Below are 15746 nucleotides of genomic sequence, written 5' to 3'. Positions count from 1 at the left end.
CCCGAACACCGCCGCCTACCAGATCAGCGTCGAGCACCTCGCCGACTGGATCGCCACCCGCGGCTACGCCGCCAGCTAAGCCACACGAGCACACGCCGAAGGGCCGGACCCCACCACAGGGGACCGGCCCTTCGGCATGCACGGATCAGTCGCTGGCGAGTACGGCCAGGATCTGCTCGCCGTACTTGGCGAGTTTGTTCTCGCCGACCCCGTTGATGCGGGACAGGTCGGCAAGTGTGTCTGGCGCGTCGCTGGCGATCTGTCGCAGCGTCGCGTCGTGGAAGATCACGTACGCCGGGACGCCCTGCTCCTTGGCGGTGGCCGCCCGCCAGCTCCGGAGCCGCTCGAAGAGCGACGTGGCGGCCGGGGTCAGCTCGGCCACCACGGTCGCCGCGCCGCGCGGTTTCGACGAGCGGCTGGAGGCCGGCTTCTCCGGCTCGCGGCGCATCGTGACGGTGCGGCGGCGGCCCAGGACGTCGGCGCTCGCCTCGGTCAGGGCGAGCGTGCCGTAGTCACCCTCCACGGCGAGCAGCCCTTCGGCGAGCAGTTGTCGCACCACGCCCCGCCACTCCGCCTCGCTCAGCTCGGCTCCGATGCCGAAGACGGTGAGTGCGTCGTGACCGTACTGACTGATCTTGTCGGTCTGCTTGCCGAGCAGGATGTCGATGCAGTGCCCCGCGCCGAACCGCTGGTTGCGTTCGCGGTCGAGCCGGTAGACGGCGGAGAGCAGCTTCTGGGCGGCGACGGTGCCGTCCCAGGACTCCGGTGGGTTGAGGCAGGTGTCGCAGTTGCCGCAGGCGGCGGTCGCCGGCTCGCCGAAGTATTCGAGCAGCTGGACCCGTCGACAGCGCACCGTCTCGCAGAGGGCGAGCATCGCGTCCAGGTGCGCGGCGAGGTTGCGGCGGTGGGCGAGGTCGCCGTCGGAGGTCTCGATCATCTTGCGTTGCTGGACGACGTCCTGCAGCCCGTACGCCAGCCAGGCAGTGGAGGGCAGGCCGTCGCGCCCGGCGCGGCCGGTCTCCTGGTAGTAGCCCTCGACGGACTTGGGCAGGTCGAGGTGGGCGACGAACCGGACGTCGGGCTTGTCGATGCCCATCCCGAAGGCGATGGTGGCCACCATGACCAGGCCGTCCTCGCGCAGGAAGCGTTGCTGGTTGGCGGCCCGGGTGCCCGCGTCCAACCCGGCGTGGTAGGGCAGGGCGGCGATGCCGTTGGCGACGAGGAAGTCGGCGGTCTTGTCGACCGAGGCCCGGGACAGGCAGTAGACGATCCCGGCGTCGCCCGGGTGCTCGTCGCGCAGCAGCGCCAGCAGTTGCTTGCGCGGCTCCCGCTTGGGCACGATCCGGTACTGGATGTTGGGCCGGTCGAAGCTGGCCACGAAGTGCCGTGCGTCGTCGAGCTTGAGCCGGGTGGCGATCTCGGTGCGGGTGGCGCTGGTCGCGGTGGCGGTCAGCGCGATCCGGGGGACCTGTGGCCACCGTTCGTGCAGCATCGACAGCGCCAGGTAGTCGGGGCGGAAGTCGTGCCCCCACTGGGACACGCAGTGCGCCTCGTCGATCGCGAACAGGGCGATGCGACCCCGGTCCAGCAGGGCCAGGGTGGATCGGACGCCGAGTGCCTCCGGGGCGAGGTAGAGCAGGTCCAGCTCGCCGGCGACGAAGGCGGCCTCGACCCGGCGTCGAGCGTCAAGGGTCTGGGTCGAGTTGAGAAAGCCGGCGCGGACACCGACCGCGGTGAGGGCGTCAACCTGGTCCTGCATGAGCGCGATAAGCGGGGACACGACGACAGCGACACCATCGCGGACCAGGGCCGGGATCTGATAGCACAACGACTTGCCGCCACCGGTGGGCATCAGGACCAGCGCGTCGCCGCCGGTGACCACGTGGTCGATCACGTCCTGCTGGAAACCGCGGAAGGCGTCGTAGCCGAACACCCGGCGCAGCACCGGCAGAGCGTCCTCGGTGCGCAGGTCGGTGGGAGAAGCCATCCGGGGAGTCTACGAGCCAACCCCGACAGCGCCCGCGAGGCCGAGGGCGAAATACTCCGGGCGGCGGGTGCCAGCCCTCGGCCGGACGGCGGGATAGAGTCGCAGATTGACCAATCGCGGCCGTGGGGGCCGCGGCGCCACAGCTTGGGGGTACTGGTGAGCGAGGCGCGCGCAGCCGGTGACCGGATCGACGATCCGCTCACCGTCGACGGGCAGGTGGCGGCCGAGTCGGAGACCACGCTGGTGGTGGTGACCGGCGTCTCCGGGGGTGGCCGCAGCACTGTCGCCCGGGCGTTGGAGAACGTCGGCTACTACGTGGTCGACAACCTGCCGCAGGCACTGATGCTGGACATGGCCGAGTTGGCGTTCAAGGCGGGCGGCGCGGCTCGGCGTACCGCGATGGTGTTGGACGTGCGGTCGCGGGCCTTCTCCACCGACCTGGCCGGGGCGATCCGGGAGCTGAAGGAGCGCGGCTTCTCGCCCCGGGTGGTCTTCGTCGACGCCGACGACGAGGTGTTGATCCGGCGGTTCGAGAGCGTTCGCCGCTCGCACCCGTTGCAGGGCGACGGGCGGCTGGCCGACGGCATCGCCGTGGAGCGTGGCCTGCTGGAGGAGGCGCGCGACCAGGCGGACGTGATCATCGACACCAGCCACCTCAACGTCAACCAGCTCCGTCGGCGCATCGAGGAGCTGTTCGGCGGCGAGGACGCCCGCCGGCTGCGGGTCACCGTGCTGTCGTTCGGCTTCAAGTACGGCCTGCCGCCGGACGCCGATTTCGTGCTCGACGCCCGCTTCCTGCCGAACCCGTACTGGGTGCCGGAGCTGCGCGAGCACACCGGTCGGGAGGAGGCGGTAAGCGCGTACGTGCTGGGCCAGGAGGGCGCTGACGCCTTCGTCGCCTCGTACGCCGACCTGGTAAACGCCACCACCACAGGCTTCGAGCGGGAGGGCAAGCGGTACCTGACGGTCGCGGTGGGCTGCACCGGCGGCAAGCACCGCAGCGTGGCCATCGCCGAGGAGTTGGCCAGCCGGCTGCGCCACGCCGGGCTGGCGGCCAACGCCCAGCACCGCGATCTGGGGCGCGAATGACGGCCCGCCGGGTGGTGGCGTTCGGCGGTGGGCACGGGCTCTCCGCCTCGTTGCGGGCGCTGCGCCACTGCGCACCCGAACTCGACCTCGACATCACAGCTGTGGTCACCGTCGGCGACGACGGCGGCTCCAGCGGCCGGCTCCGCGCCGAGCGGGGTGGTCTGCCGCCTGGTGATCTGCGCCAGGCGCTGGTGGCGCTGGCCGGCGACCACCCGGCCACCCGACGCAGCGCCGGGCTGTTCCAGCACCGCTTCGCCGCCGTGCCGGCCGGCGTACCCCCGCTCGACGCGGCCGACCCGGACCCGGCGGCGACCCACGGCCGCGGTCCCGACCACGATGACCCGGGTGCGAACGGCCCCGGCGGGCCGGCGAGCACCCGCGCCGACGGGCTGGCCGGGCACGCGGTGGGCAACCTGGTGCTCTGCGGCCTCATGGAGCTGCTCGGCGACCCGGTGGCCGCCCTGGAGCACGCCGGCGCGATGCTCGGCGCGGTCGGCCGGGTGTTGCCGATGTCCCGCCAGCCGGTCGGCATCGAGGCCCGGGTCCGCGGCGCCGACCCGGCCGCCCCCGACGAGGTGCGGACCGTGCGTGGTCAACACCAGGTGGCCGTCACCACCGGGCGGGTCGAGTCGCTACGCCTCACGCCCGCCGCCCCGGCGGCCTGCGCCGAGGCGATCGAGGCGATCATGGCGGCGGACTGGTTGATCTTCGGGCCGGGCAGTTGGTACACGAGCGTGCTCCCGCACCTGCTGGTGCCGCAGTTGGCCGACGCGATCGTGTCCACCTCGGCCCGGCGGCTTGTCACGTTGAACCTCGCCGCGGAGAAGGAGACCCTCGGGCTCTCGGCCGCCGACCACCTCGCGGCCCTGCACTGGTACCTGGCCGAACTGAAGGTGGATCTCGTGCTGGCCGACCCCAGGGCGGTGGGTGACCCCGAACCTGTCGAACGTGCGGCAGAATCGCTTGGTGCCCGACTGGTCCTCGCCCCCGTCGCCGTCACCGACGGCACTCCCCGCCATGATCCAGCTGCCCTGGGCGCCGCGCTGGTGCCTGTCCTGGGCGCCGATCGTTAGACACGTACGTAATCTCCGGCGACACGCCGGAACCGGTCCGTGAGGGGACGCACAATGGCGATGACGGCCGCGGTCAAGGACGAGCTGAGTCGGGTCGACGTGCCCAAGCCCTGCTGTCGGCGGGCGGAGATGGCCGCACTGCTGCGCTTCGCCGGCGGGCTGCACATCGTCTCCGGCCGCGTGGTGGTGGAGGCGGAACTGGACACCGGGGCGGTGGCCCGGCGGTTACGCCGGGAGATCGCCGAGGTCTACGGATATCCCAGCGAGATCCACGTGCTGGCCTCCGGTGGCCTGCGCAAGGGCAGTCACTTCATCGTGCGGGTGGTCAAGGACGGCGAGGCCCTCGCCCGACAGACCGGCCTGCTCGACGTGCGGGGCCGCCCGGTGCGGGGGCTGCCGCCGCACGTGGTGGCCGCGAACGTCTGCTGCGCGGTCTCCGCCTGGCGGGGCGCGTTCATGGCCCACGGTTCGCTGACCGAGCCGGGCCGCTCCAGCGCGCTGGAGATCACCTGCCCCGGGCCGGAGTCGGCGTTGGCGCTTGTCGGCGCGGCCCGCCGTATCGGCATCACCGCCAAGAACCGCGAGGTGCGCGGCGTGGACCGGGTGGTGGTCAAGGACGGCGACGCGATCGCCGCGCTGCTCACCCGCATCGGCGCGCACTCGAGCGTGCTGGCCTGGGAGGAGCGTCGGGTACGCCGGGAGGTGCGGGCCACCGCCAACCGGCTCGCCAACTTCGACGACGCCAACCTGCGCCGCTCGGCGCGGGCCGCCGTCGCCGCCGCCGCCCGGGTCACCCGTGCGCTGGAGATCCTCGCCGAAGAGGCGCCCAACCACCTGACCGACGCCGGGCGGTTGCGCCTGGAGCACCGGCAGGCGTCCCTGGAGGAGTTGGGTGCGCTCGCGGACCCGCCGCTGACCAAGGACGCCATCGCCGGGCGGATCCGCCGGCTGCTCGCCCTGGCCGACAAGCGCGCCCGGGACCTCGGCATCCCGGATACCGAAGCGGCAGTCACGCCCGACATGCTCGTGGTCTGATAGGACGGTGGGGCCGCACGGTGCGCCCGGGAGCACGACCCGGCGCAGCGTGGTCTCGCACGCTCGGATAAGGTCGCTGAGTACGGCAAGGGGGCCGACACCCGGCACTTCTCGTCGTGCCCACCGCCTCGGGCGGTCAGGTCCTCAGACCGCGCGGCGGGGTGGCCGAGATGAACCGTCGACGGCCGGCTCCAACGGTCGGCGCACACCATTCCCGCCGGCCCGTTGTCTGAAGCCGGCGGACCAGAACGCGAGGAGATGGGACCTGTGACCATCCGGGTTGGCATCAACGGCTTTGGCCGAATCGGCCGTAACTTCTTCCGGGCAGTGCTGGCGTCCGACGCCGACATCGAGGTCGTGGCGGTCAACGACCTGACCGACAACGGCACGCTCGCCCACCTGCTCAAGTACGACAGCATCCTCGGCCGCCTGCCGTACGAGGTCAAGGCCACCGCCGACGAGATCACCGTCGGTGGCAGGACCATCAAGGCGTACGCCGAGAAGGACCCGTCGAAGCTGCCGTGGGGCGAGGTCGGCGCCGACGTCGTCATCGAGTCGACCGGCTTCTTCACCGACGCCACCAAGGCGAAGGCGCACGTCGACGGCGGGGCCAAGAAGGTCATCATCTCCGCCCCGGCGAAGAACGAGGACGTCACTGTCGTCATGGGTGTCAACCACGACACCTACGACCCGGCGAAGCACACCATCATCTCCAACGCTTCGTGCACCACCAACTGCCTCGCCCCGATGGCGAAGGTCCTGCACGACACGTTCGGCATCCAGCACGGTCTGATGACGACGATCCACGCGTACACCCAGGACCAGAACCTCCAGGACGCGCCGCACTCGGACCTGCGTCGCGCCCGGGCCGCCGCGCTGAACATCGTGCCGACCTCGACCGGCGCCGCCAAGGCGATCGGCCTGGTCCTCCCGGACCTCAAGGGCAAGCTCGACGGGTACGCCCTGCGGGTGCCGATCCCGACCGGCTCGGTCACCGACCTCACCGTCAACGTGGGTCGCGAGACCACCGTGGACGAGGTCAACGCCGCGCTGAAGGCCGCCGCGGACGGCCCGCTCAAGGGCATCCTGGTCTACAACGAGGACCCGATCGTCTCCACCGACATCGTCACCGACCCGGCGTCGTGCATCTTCGACGCGCCGCTGACCAAGGTCGTCGGCAACCAGGTCAAGGTCGTCGGCTGGTACGACAACGAGTGGGGCTACTCCAACCGGCTCGTCGACCTCGTCAAGCTGGTCGGTTCGTCGCTGTGAGCATCCGGACCCTCGACGACCTGCTCGCCGAGGGGGTGTCGGGTCGGCGCGTGCTGGTGCGCGCCGACCTGAACGTCCCGCTCGACAAGCAGACCGGTGACATCGACGATCATAACTCCGCCTCCGCGCCGCAAGGCGGCACTCCGGACGGAGTGAGGATCGCTGACGACGGGCGCATCCGCGCGGTGCTGCCGACCCTCGGCGCGCTTGTCGAGGCCGGCGCGAAGGTGGTCGTCTGCTCCCACCTGGGCCGCCCGAAGGGCGCGCCGGACCCGCAGTTCAGCCTGAGCCCGGTCGCCGGGCGGCTCGGTGAGCTGCTCGGCGCGCCTGTGCACTTCGCCACCGACACCGTCGGTGAGTCGGCCCGCTCCACCGTCGCGGACCTGGCCGACGGCCAGGTCGCCCTGCTGGAGAACCTGCGTTTCAACGCGGGGGAGACGAGCAAGGACGAGGCCGAGCGGGGCGCGTTCGCCGACCAGCTCGCCGCGTTCGGCGACGCGTACGTGGACGACGCGTTCGGTGCCGTGCACCGCAAGCACGCCAGCGTCTTCGACGTGCCGGCCCGGCTGCCGCACGTCGCGGGCCGCCTGGTGCTGCGTGAGGTCGAGGTGCTCTCCACGCTGACAAGCGACCCCGAGCGGCCGTACGTGGTGGTGCTCGGCGGGTCGAAGGTCTCCGACAAGCTCGCTGTGATCGAGGCACTGCTGCCCACTGTCGACCGGCTGCTCATCGGCGGCGGGATGTGCTTCACCTTCCTCAAGGCCCAGGGCCTGGAGGTGGGCACCTCGCTGCTGGAGAAGGACATGGTCGAGACCTGCCGCAACCTGCTGGAGCGGGCCAACGGCAAGATCCTGCTCCCGGTCGACGTGGTGGTCGCGGACGCTTTCGCCCCGGACGCCGCGCACGACACGGTCCGCGTCGACGGCATCCCGAGCCACCGGCTCGGCCTGGACATCGGCCCGGAGACGGTGGCCGGCTTCAGCGCCGCGCTGTCCCCGGCGAAGACGATCTTCTGGAACGGGCCGATGGGCGTGTTCGAGATGCCGGCGTTCGCGGCCGGCACCCGGGGGATCGCCGAGGCGATCACCAAGGCCGACGCGTTCAGCGTCGTCGGTGGCGGTGACTCGGCGGCGGCGGTCCGTGCCCTGGGGCTGGACGAGTCGTCCTTCGGGCACATCTCCACGGGCGGCGGCGCCTCCCTGGAATACCTCGAGGGCAAGACCCTCCCCGGCATCGCGGCCCTGGAGAACTGAACATGGCGAGCACCACCCGTCGGCCGTTGATGGCCGGCAACTGGAAGATGAACCTCAACCACCTCGAGGCCAACCTGCTCGTGCAGAAGCTGGCGGCGAGCCTCACCGAAAAGCAGCTCACCGAGGTCGAGACGGTGGTGCTGCCGCCCTTCACCGACCTGCGTACGGTGCAGACCGCCGTCGACGGGGACAAGCTGCTCATCGGCTACGGCGGGCAGGACCTGTCCGCGCACGCGTCCGGCGCGTACACCGGGGAGATCTCCGGTCCGATGCTGGCCAAGCTCGGCTGCACGTACGTGGTCGTCGGGCACTCCGAGCGGCGGGCCTACCACCACGAGGACGATTCGGTCGTCAACGCCAAGGTGAAGGCGGCGCTGACGCACGGCCTGACTCCGATCCTGTGCGTGGGGGAGGGGCTTGACGTCCGCGAGCAGGGCACCCACGTGGCGCACTGCGCCGACCAGCTCGACGGTGGCCTCGCCGGGCTCACCCCCGAGCAGGTGCGGCAGGTGGTTGTCGCGTACGAGCCGGTCTGGGCGATCGGCACGGGCAAGACCGCGACGCCGGAGGACGCCCAGGAGGTCTGCGGGTCGGTCCGGCAGCGGCTTGTGGAACGCTTCGGCCAGGAGACCGCCGACCAGGTCCGGGTGCTCTACGGCGGCTCGGTCAAGGCGTCGAACGTCGCCTCGATCATGGCCCAGCCGGACGTGGACGGGGGCCTGGTGGGGGGTGCCAGTCTGGACGCGGAGGAATTCGCTCAGATCTGCCGGTTCCCGGAGCACATCGCCCGCTGATCGCTCGGTATCCTTGACACCGCCCGTCCGCCGGTCGGTGCCGCAGTGCCCGATCAGACCGGGCGAGGATCGCTACGAGAGGACTGACCCCAGCCATGCCGATCTGGTTCGCATACACGTTGATCGTGTTGCTGATCGTCACGAGCATTCTGCTCACCATGCTTATCCTGCTGCACCGCGGCAAGGGCGGCGGTCTGTCGAGCATGTTCGGCGGTGGCGTCAGCTCTAGCCTCGCCGGCTCCTCCGTGGCAGAGAAAAACCTGGACCGTTACACGGTCCTGGTAAGCGTCGTCTGGTTCGCCGCGATCGTCGGGCTCGGGCTCTGGCTGCGCCTGCAGCCCAACAGCGGCACCTGAGCAGGCTCGTCAAGTCGTACAATCTGCGCGCGGTCCGTCACTCGACGGGCCGCGCGCAGGCTTTTCTCCGCTGCACCGCGTCGCCCGCCGTTCACCCCTGAATGATGGCGGGTCCCCTCCGACGACAGGAGCGAGCAGCCGTGCCCAGTGGCAACGTCATTCGCGGCGCCCGAGTCGGTTCCGCGCCCATGCGCCCCGACGAGCGACACCAACCCGCCCCCCGACAGGACGTCACCTACTGGTGCCGCAACGGGCACCGGGTCGACATCCGGATCGCCGCGGACGCCGAGGCGCCGCCCCGGTGGGACTGCCCCCGGTGCGGCCTGCCGGCCGGCCGGGACGCCCAGAACCCGCCCGGCCGGACCCGCGCCGAACCGTACAAGAGCCACCTGGCGTACGTGAAGGAGCGGCGCACCGCCGAGGAGGGCGAGGCCCTGCTGGCCGAGGCGCTCGCAGCGCTGCGCCGCCGTCGCGGCGAGTGACAGCAGGGGCCCCTCGACGAGGGGCCCCTGCTGTCAGCTCAGCGCAGGCTGCGGAGGCGCGCGGGAACGTCGGCTGCGGCGGCCCGGTCCAGCAGCCAGCGGGTGCGGCTCACCCCGTGCACCCCGGCGGCCGGCAACTGCACCGGCCCGGCACCGGCCAACGCCATGCCCACCGCGTGGGCCTTGTCGGCGCCGGCGGCCACCAGCCAGACCTCGTCGGCGGTGTTGATCGTCGGCAGAGTGAGCGTGGTCCGCACCGACGGCGGCTTGGGGCTGCCCCGCACCGCGCTGCACGGCCGGGTGTCGTAGTGCACCGGGTGCTCGGGGAAGACCGAGGCGACGTGCCCGTCCTCGCCGACGCCGAGCATCAGCACGTCGAAGTGCGGCAGCGTGGCGTGCCCAGGCCGGGCGGCGCGGGCCAACTCGTCCGCGTACGCGGCAGCCGCCGCCTCGGGGTCGTTGCCGGCCGGGCCGTCGGAGGCCGGCATCGGGTGCACCCGGGCCGGGTTCAGCGGCACCACGTCCAGCAGGGCGGCCCGGGCCTGGGTCTCGTTGCGGTCCGGATCACCGGCGGGCAGGAACCGCTCGTCGCCCCACCACACGTCGACCCGGGACCAGTCCACCGCGTCGCGGGCGGGCAGCGTCGCCACCGCCCGGTACACGGCCGCGGCGACCCGGCCACCGGTGAGCACCACCGAGGCTTCGCCCCGGTCGGCCTGGGCGTCGAGCAGCTTCACCAGCAACCGGGCCGCCACGGCCTGCGCCAGCAGGTCGGCGTCGGCGTGCACGGCGACACTCGCCTCAGTCATCAGATGGCCTTCGTTTCCCGACCGCTGGGCGGTCGCTGTCGCGTCGTGCCCGGAGCGAAATGCCCGAGATGGTGTGTTCCGGGGAGGGCCGGTCCGCACCGGTCCCTACCCCGACATGGTGCCCCGGCAGGGCGTCAGCTCTCGCCGCTGGTGCCGGCGTGCGCGGTGACCCCCGCCTCGGCGCGGCGCGCGGTGGCCGGATCCTTCCACACGTGCACCCGCTGCGCGGGACGCTGCTCCAGCCCCCGCAGCCCGACCGTCGCACCAAGCGCCTCCGCGTACACCTGGTCGGCGTCCAGCCGCCGCAACTCCTCGGCCAACTCGTCACCGAGTGGGCGGCGGACCAGCGGCAGGGTCCGGTCGTCCTGGCCGGTACGCCGGAACACCGCCATGCTGTCCTCGCGGGTCAACGTCAGCTGGTCGCCGTTGGCGCAGCTCAACCGCACCTCCCGCATCCGGGGAAACTCGTCGGAGTCCACCCGCTGCGGGGTGATGCCGAGCCGGCTGGACAGCCAACCGACCATCAGCGACGCCGTCGGATCGGTGGGCGGCGCGACAACTGTCGCCTCGACGACCCGCTCGCTGGCCGTGTCGAACGCCCCGGCGACAAGGGTCCGCCACGGGGTGATCCGGGTCCAGGCCAGGTCCGTGTCGCCCGGGGCGTAGTCCCGGGCCCGCTGCCGCAGCGCCTCCACCGGATCGGCGGCCTGCGCCGAGTCGGTGATCCTGCGGTCGGCGACCACGCCGAGGAAGTCGGTGGCGATCTCCGCCGGCGGCTCGCCGTGCCACCAGGTGACCACCGGCACGTCCGGAACCAGCAGCGGCATGACCACCGACTCGGCGTGCAGGGCCAGCCGACCGTACATCCGGGTGACCACCGCCTCGCACGGGCCGAGCCGGCCGCCGACCACGATCTCCGCGTCCAACCGGTTGCGGTCCCGCTCGATCTCGGAGCGAACCACCACCACCAGCCGGCACGGGTGGGCGGCGGCGGCGATCGTCGCTGCCGCCTCCGCCTCCCGGACCCGCTTCTCGTCCACCACCACGATGAGAGTCAGCGCCATGCCGCTGGCCACGCCACCCGCGCTGCGCCGCTCGGCGGCGAGCGCCTTGACCACCTCGTTGCCGGTGGTGTCCCACAGCCCGATCACTGGAGCCTCCTGCTCTGCGTCCTGCCGCGCCTGCTGGTTCGCTCGCTGCGCTCGTTCACGCTCGTCGCCAGGCGCGACCCTCGCGGGCGAGCATCTCGTCGGCGGCGCGCGGCCCCCACTCGCCGGCTCGGTACGGCTCCGGCTTGGTGCCCGCCCAGGCGTGCTCCAGCGGGTCGATCACCTGCCAGCTCTGCTCGACCTCTGCCGCGTCCGGGAACAGGGTGCGGTCGCCGATCAGCACGTCGAGCACCAGCCGCTCGTACGCCTCGGGGCTGGACTCGGTGAACGCCTCGCCGTACTGGAAGTCCATCGCGATGTCGCGGACCTCCATCGTGGTGCCCGGCACCTTCGAGCCGAACTTCAGCACCACACCCTCGTCCGGCTGCACCCGGATGACCAGCTGGTTGTTGCCCAGCGACTCCATGTCGGCGTCGTTGAACGGCAGGTGCGGCGCCTTCTTGAACATGATGGCGACCTCGGTGACCCGCCGGGGCAGCCGCTTACCGGCCCGGATGTAGAACGGCACCTCCGCCCACCGGCGGTTCTGGATGCCCAGCCGCACCGCCACGTACGTCTCGGTGGTGGAGTCGGTGGGGACGTCCCGCTCCTCCAGGTAGCCGACCGCGCGCTCGCCGCCTACCCAACCGGGCAGGTACTGGCCGCGCACGGTGTCCCGGGCCACGTCCTTCGGCAGGGTGATCGCCTTGAGCACCTTCAGCTTCTCGGCCCGGATCTCGTCGGCGTCGAAGCTCGTCGGCTCCTCCATCGCCACCAGGGCGAGAAGTTGCAGGAGGTGGTTCTGCAGCACGTCGCGGGCGGTGCCGACGGTGTCGTAGAAACCGGCGCGGGTGCCGATGCCGACATCCTCGGCCATGGTGATCTGCACCGAGTCGACGTACTTGGAGTTCCACAGCGGCTCGAACAGGTTGTTGGCGAACCGCAGGGCGAGGATGTTCTGAACGGTCTCCTTGCCCAGGTAGTGGTCGATCCGGAAGACGTCCTCACGGGTGAAGACGTCGTCGACGAGGTCGTTGAGTGCCTTCGCCGAGGGCAGGTCGTTGCCGAACGGCTTCTCCACCACGACCCGACGCCACCCGCCGGACTTCTCGTTGTCGGCCATCCCGGTGCGGGCCAGTTGCTTGAGCACGACCGGGAACGCGGCAGGCGGGATGGAGAAGTAGAACGCCGCGTTGCCGGTGATGCCATGGGTCTGGCGCAGGTCGTCGAGCGTCGAGGCGAGCTGGTCGAAGGCGGCGTCGTCGTCGAACGACCCGCCGACGAACTTGATGTTGCCGGCCAGTCGGGCCCACACCTCGTCCCGCCAGGGGGTACGAGCGTGCTTGCGGGCGGCCTCGCAGGCCAGTGTCTCGAAGTCGCCGTCACCCCAGTCGCGGCGTGCGAAACCGAGCACCACGAAACCGGGCGGCAGCAGCCCTCGGTTGGCCAGGTCGTAGACCGCAGGGAGCAGCTTCTTGCGGGCCAGGTCGCCGGTCACCCCGAAGATCACCAGAGCACACGGCTCCGGGATCCGGGGCAACCGGCGGTCCTGCGGGTCGCGCAGCGGGTTCATGCCGCCTCCTCGCTCCGCTTCAGTCACGTCGTCCATCCTTACGCCGGCAGGTCACCGGCGGCGTCGAGCAGTTGGGCGACACCGGCGGCACGGTCGGTCAGATGCAGCCGCAGCACCGGGCGGTCCCGTTCGGCGAGCGCCTGCCGGTCCCCGGCGGCCTGCGCCGCCTGCAACTCACCGAAGGTGTACGGCTTGCCCGGCACCGCCAGGTCCTCGGCGACCGCGCCGGTCACCTGGAGGTAGCTGCCCACCTGCGGGCCGCCCTTGTGGTACTGGCCGGTGGAGTGCAGGAACCGTGGCCCCCAACCGAACGTGACCGGCCGACCGCCCGCCTGCGCCAGCAGCGGCCGCAGTTTGGCGGTGTCGGTGTCGGCGAACCGGTCGAGGTACGCCATCACCGCGAGGTAACCGTCGTCGCCCAGCCCGTCGAGCAGCCAGCGCAGCACCCCGGCCAGGTCACCGGGAGCGCCCTGCGGGGCGTACACCTCGATCGCGCCCTCGGTGAACGACGGCGACTCCGCCGGCAGGCCCGAGGCCAGGATCTTGTTGGTGTTCTCCTTGGACTCGGTGACGTTCGGCTGGTTGAACGGGTCGATGCCGAGCACCACGCCGGCTACCGCTGTCGCGTACTCCCAGGCGAGGAAGTGCGCGCCCAGCGGGCCGTTGACGGCCACGTCCGGGGTGCCGCCGCCACCCGGCACGTCGCCGGGGGTGAGCGAGCCGCCGTAGCTGACCGTCAGCACGTCCGCACCGGTGGCGCCGGGGCTCTGCGGGGACTCCACGACGACCGGGAGGATGCCCACCCCGGCCTTGCCCGTCGACTCGGCGATGAGTTGCTCGGCCCAGTCGCCGAGACCGTCGATGCCGGTGCCGTCGGAGACCAGGGCGACCTTGTCCCGGGCCAGCGTGGCCGCGGCACCCAGGGCGGCACCCAGCGCCAGCGCCGGATTGTCCCGGTCCGCGCCGAGCGACGCGGCAAGCGCGTCGGCCTGGTCGAGCAGTTCGGCGACCTCGACCCCGGCCAGCGCCGAGGGCACCAGGCCGAACGCGGTGAGCGCGGAGTAACGGCCGCCGACGTTCGGGTCGGCGAGCACTGTGAACGCGCCCATCTCGGTCGCTGTGGTCTCCAGCGGCGAACCCGGGTCGGTGACGATGACGAAGTGCCGGCCGGCCTCCGCCTCGGTCATCCCGGCGTCCAGGAACGCCTGCCAGTAGGCGCGGCGGTGACTGTCGGTCTCCACCGTCGACCCGGACTTGCTGGCCACCACCACCACAGTGCGCTCCAGCCGGTCGCCGAGCGCCGCCCGGACCTGGCCCGGGTCGGTGGTGTCGAGCACGGTCAGCGGGCGACCCAGGGTCCGGGTGATCACCTCGGGCGCGAGGGACGAACCACCCATGCCGGCGAGTACCACGTGGTCCAGGTCGGCCAGCTCCGCGGTCAGCTCGGCGAGCTGCACGAGCAACTCCCGGCTGCGTCGGTGGGTGTCGACCCAGCCGAGCCGGATCTTCGCCTCGGCTTCGGCGTCCGGACCCCACAGGCTCGGGTCCTTGCCCGCCAGCTTGCCCGGGACGCCGGCCTTGACGAGCGCCTCCCGGGTCGAGGCGGGCGCGGACTTGTCGACCGCGTCCGCGCCGTACACGGCGAGCCCGGCGGCTGCCTCCACCGGCCCTGCGAGAAGGTCGCTCATGCGCCACCGGCCTTGTCGGCGGCCTTCGCGTTGCCCTTGGCGGCCTTGTTCGGGGCACCCTTGCCCTTGGCCGCCGCCTCCAGCGACTTACGGACGCCGTCGAGCAGCTCCTGCCAGCTGGCCTCGAACTTCTCCACACCCTCGCGCTCTAGGGTGGCGATCACGTCGGCCATGTCCACCCCGACCGACTCCAGGTCCGCGAAGACCTTCCGGGCCGCGTCGTAGGCGCCGGTGACGGTGTCGCCGCCGCGCGTCTCGCCGTGGTCGGCGTACGCGTGGATGACCGACTCCGGCATGGTGTTGACCGTACCGGGGGCGATCAGCTCCTCGACGTAGATGACGTCGCGGTAGTCCGGGTTCTTCGTCGAGGTGGACGCCCACAGCGGCCGCTGCGGGTGCGCGCCGGCGGCCTCGAGGGCCTTCCAGCGGTCCGAGGAGAAGACCTCGGTGTAGCGCTCGTACGCCAGCTGGGCGTTGGCCACTGCGGCCTTGCCCTTCAGTGCCTTGGCCTGCTCGGAGCCGACCTTCTCCAACCTCTTGTCGACCTCGGAGTCGACCCGGGAGACGAAGAACGACGCGACCGAGCCGATCTTCGACAGGTCGTGGCCGTTCGCCTTGGCCTGCTCCAGGCCGGCGAGGAACGCCTCCATCACCGCCGAGTAGCGGTCCAGGCCGAAGATCAGCGTCACGTTGACGCTGATCCCCTCGGCGAGAGTGTCGGTGATCGCCGACAGGCCCTCCTCGGTGGCTGGGATCTTGATGAAGAGGTTGGGCCGGTCGACGAGCCACCACAGCGCCTTGGCCTCGGCGACCGTCTTGTCCGCGTCGTGTGCGCTGCGCGGGTCCACCTCGATCGAGACCCGGCCGTCCACGCCGGCGCTGCCGTCGTACGACGGGCGCATCACGTCGCAGGCCCACCGTACGTCGTACGTGGTGAGCATCCGGACGGCCTCTTCCACGTCCACGCCACGGATGGCGAGGTCGCGCAGCTGCCAGTTGTACTCGTCGGCGTCGCTCAACGCCTTTGCGAAGATCGTCGGGTTGGTGGTGACACCGGCCACGTGCTTCTCGCGGCGCAGCTGGTCCAGCCCGCCGGAGCTCAGTCGTACCCGGGAAAGATCGTCGAGCCAGACCGCCACACCCGCGGCGGTGAGCTCATTCAACTTGTCCGTCATGCCGTCCACGCT

Annotated in this window: 14 protein-coding genes; 8 read left to right on the top strand and 6 right to left on the bottom strand. The window is 71.5% G+C overall.

Annotated features, from left to right (window positions below):
- Window positions 1-145 precede the first annotated feature (145 nt).
- Window positions 146-1987, bottom strand: a complete 1842-nt coding sequence (gene recQ, locus AB0B85_RS19155; protein ID WP_357408992.1) for a DNA helicase RecQ — start codon at window positions 1985-1987, stop codon at window positions 146-148.
- Between the two features lie 186 nt (window positions 1988-2173).
- Between recQ and rapZ the strand changes: the two genes are divergently transcribed.
- The 8 genes from rapZ (at window position 2174) to AB0B85_RS19115 (ending at window position 9341) form a co-directional block, all read left to right on the top strand.
- Window positions 2174-3076, top strand: a complete 903-nt coding sequence (rapZ, locus tag AB0B85_RS19150) for an RNase adapter RapZ (RefSeq protein WP_357409007.1) — start codon at window positions 2174-2176, stop codon at window positions 3074-3076.
- Window positions 3073-4149, top strand: a complete 1077-nt coding sequence (locus tag AB0B85_RS19145; RefSeq protein ID WP_357408990.1) for a 2-phospho-L-lactate transferase CofD family protein — start codon at window positions 3073-3075, stop codon at window positions 4147-4149. Before rapZ ends, AB0B85_RS19145 begins: the two co-directional genes overlap by 4 nt.
- 54 nt (window positions 4150-4203) lie before the next feature.
- Window positions 4204-5184 (top strand): DNA-binding protein WhiA, encoded by a 981-nt coding sequence (gene whiA / locus AB0B85_RS19140; RefSeq protein WP_030491583.1) that lies wholly within the window; start codon window positions 4204-4206, stop codon window positions 5182-5184.
- Window positions 5185-5451: 267 nt separating this feature from the next.
- On the top strand, window positions 5452-6456 hold the full coding sequence (gene gap / locus AB0B85_RS19135; protein ID WP_030337349.1) for a type I glyceraldehyde-3-phosphate dehydrogenase: 1005 nt from the start codon (window positions 5452-5454) through the stop codon (window positions 6454-6456).
- Entirely contained in the window at window positions 6453-7709 is a 1257-nt protein-coding gene (locus AB0B85_RS19130; RefSeq protein ID WP_357408987.1) for a phosphoglycerate kinase, read from the top strand. The genes gap and AB0B85_RS19130 overlap by 4 nt, the downstream gene beginning before the upstream one ends.
- A gap of 2 nt (window positions 7710-7711) precedes the next feature.
- Window positions 7712-8503 carry a triose-phosphate isomerase gene (tpiA, locus tag AB0B85_RS19125; protein ID WP_357408985.1) on the top strand — a complete coding sequence of 264 codons (792 nt, stop codon included), beginning with the start codon at window positions 7712-7714 and terminating at the stop codon, window positions 8501-8503.
- A 95-nt stretch (window positions 8504-8598) separates the two neighbouring features.
- A complete protein-coding gene (secG, locus tag AB0B85_RS19120; RefSeq protein WP_357408983.1) occupies window positions 8599-8859 on the top strand; it encodes a preprotein translocase subunit SecG in 261 nt (86 codons plus the stop codon).
- A 140-nt stretch (window positions 8860-8999) separates the two neighbouring features.
- Window positions 9000-9341, top strand: coding sequence for an RNA polymerase-binding protein RbpA (locus AB0B85_RS19115; protein WP_357408981.1), 342 nt, complete (start codon window positions 9000-9002; stop codon window positions 9339-9341).
- Between the two features lie 38 nt (window positions 9342-9379).
- Here the strand turns inward: AB0B85_RS19115 and pgl are convergent, their stop codons facing one another.
- From pgl to tal, 5 genes are all read right to left on the bottom strand, one after another.
- Complete coding sequence (gene pgl / locus AB0B85_RS19110; RefSeq protein ID WP_357408979.1) at window positions 9380-10150, bottom strand: 6-phosphogluconolactonase; 771 nt, start codon at window positions 10148-10150, stop codon at window positions 9380-9382.
- 134 nt (window positions 10151-10284) lie between these two features.
- Window positions 10285-11301: a glucose-6-phosphate dehydrogenase assembly protein OpcA gene (locus AB0B85_RS19105; protein ID WP_357408977.1), complete on the bottom strand. Its 1017-nt coding sequence runs from the start codon at window positions 11299-11301 to the stop codon at window positions 10285-10287.
- Window positions 11302-11356: 55 nt separating this feature from the next.
- On the bottom strand, window positions 11357-12871 hold the full coding sequence (gene zwf / locus AB0B85_RS19100) for a glucose-6-phosphate dehydrogenase (RefSeq protein ID WP_357409005.1): 1515 nt from the start codon (window positions 12869-12871) through the stop codon (window positions 11357-11359).
- 38 nt (window positions 12872-12909) lie between these two features.
- Window positions 12910-14559, bottom strand: a complete 1650-nt coding sequence (locus tag AB0B85_RS19095; RefSeq protein WP_357408975.1) for a glucose-6-phosphate isomerase — start codon at window positions 14557-14559, stop codon at window positions 12910-12912.
- Window positions 14556-15734: a transaldolase gene (gene tal, locus AB0B85_RS19090; protein WP_357408973.1), complete on the bottom strand. Its 1179-nt coding sequence runs from the start codon at window positions 15732-15734 to the stop codon at window positions 14556-14558. Before tal ends, AB0B85_RS19095 begins: the two co-directional genes overlap by 4 nt.
- Window positions 15735-15746 lie beyond the last annotated feature (12 nt).

This window comes from Micromonospora sp. NPDC049044, assembly GCF_040649215.1.
GTDB lineage: Bacteria > Actinomycetota > Actinomycetes > Mycobacteriales > Micromonosporaceae > Micromonospora.
The sequence above is the reverse complement of the archived record's forward strand: the minus strand, read 5'-3'. Positions and strand labels throughout refer to the sequence as shown.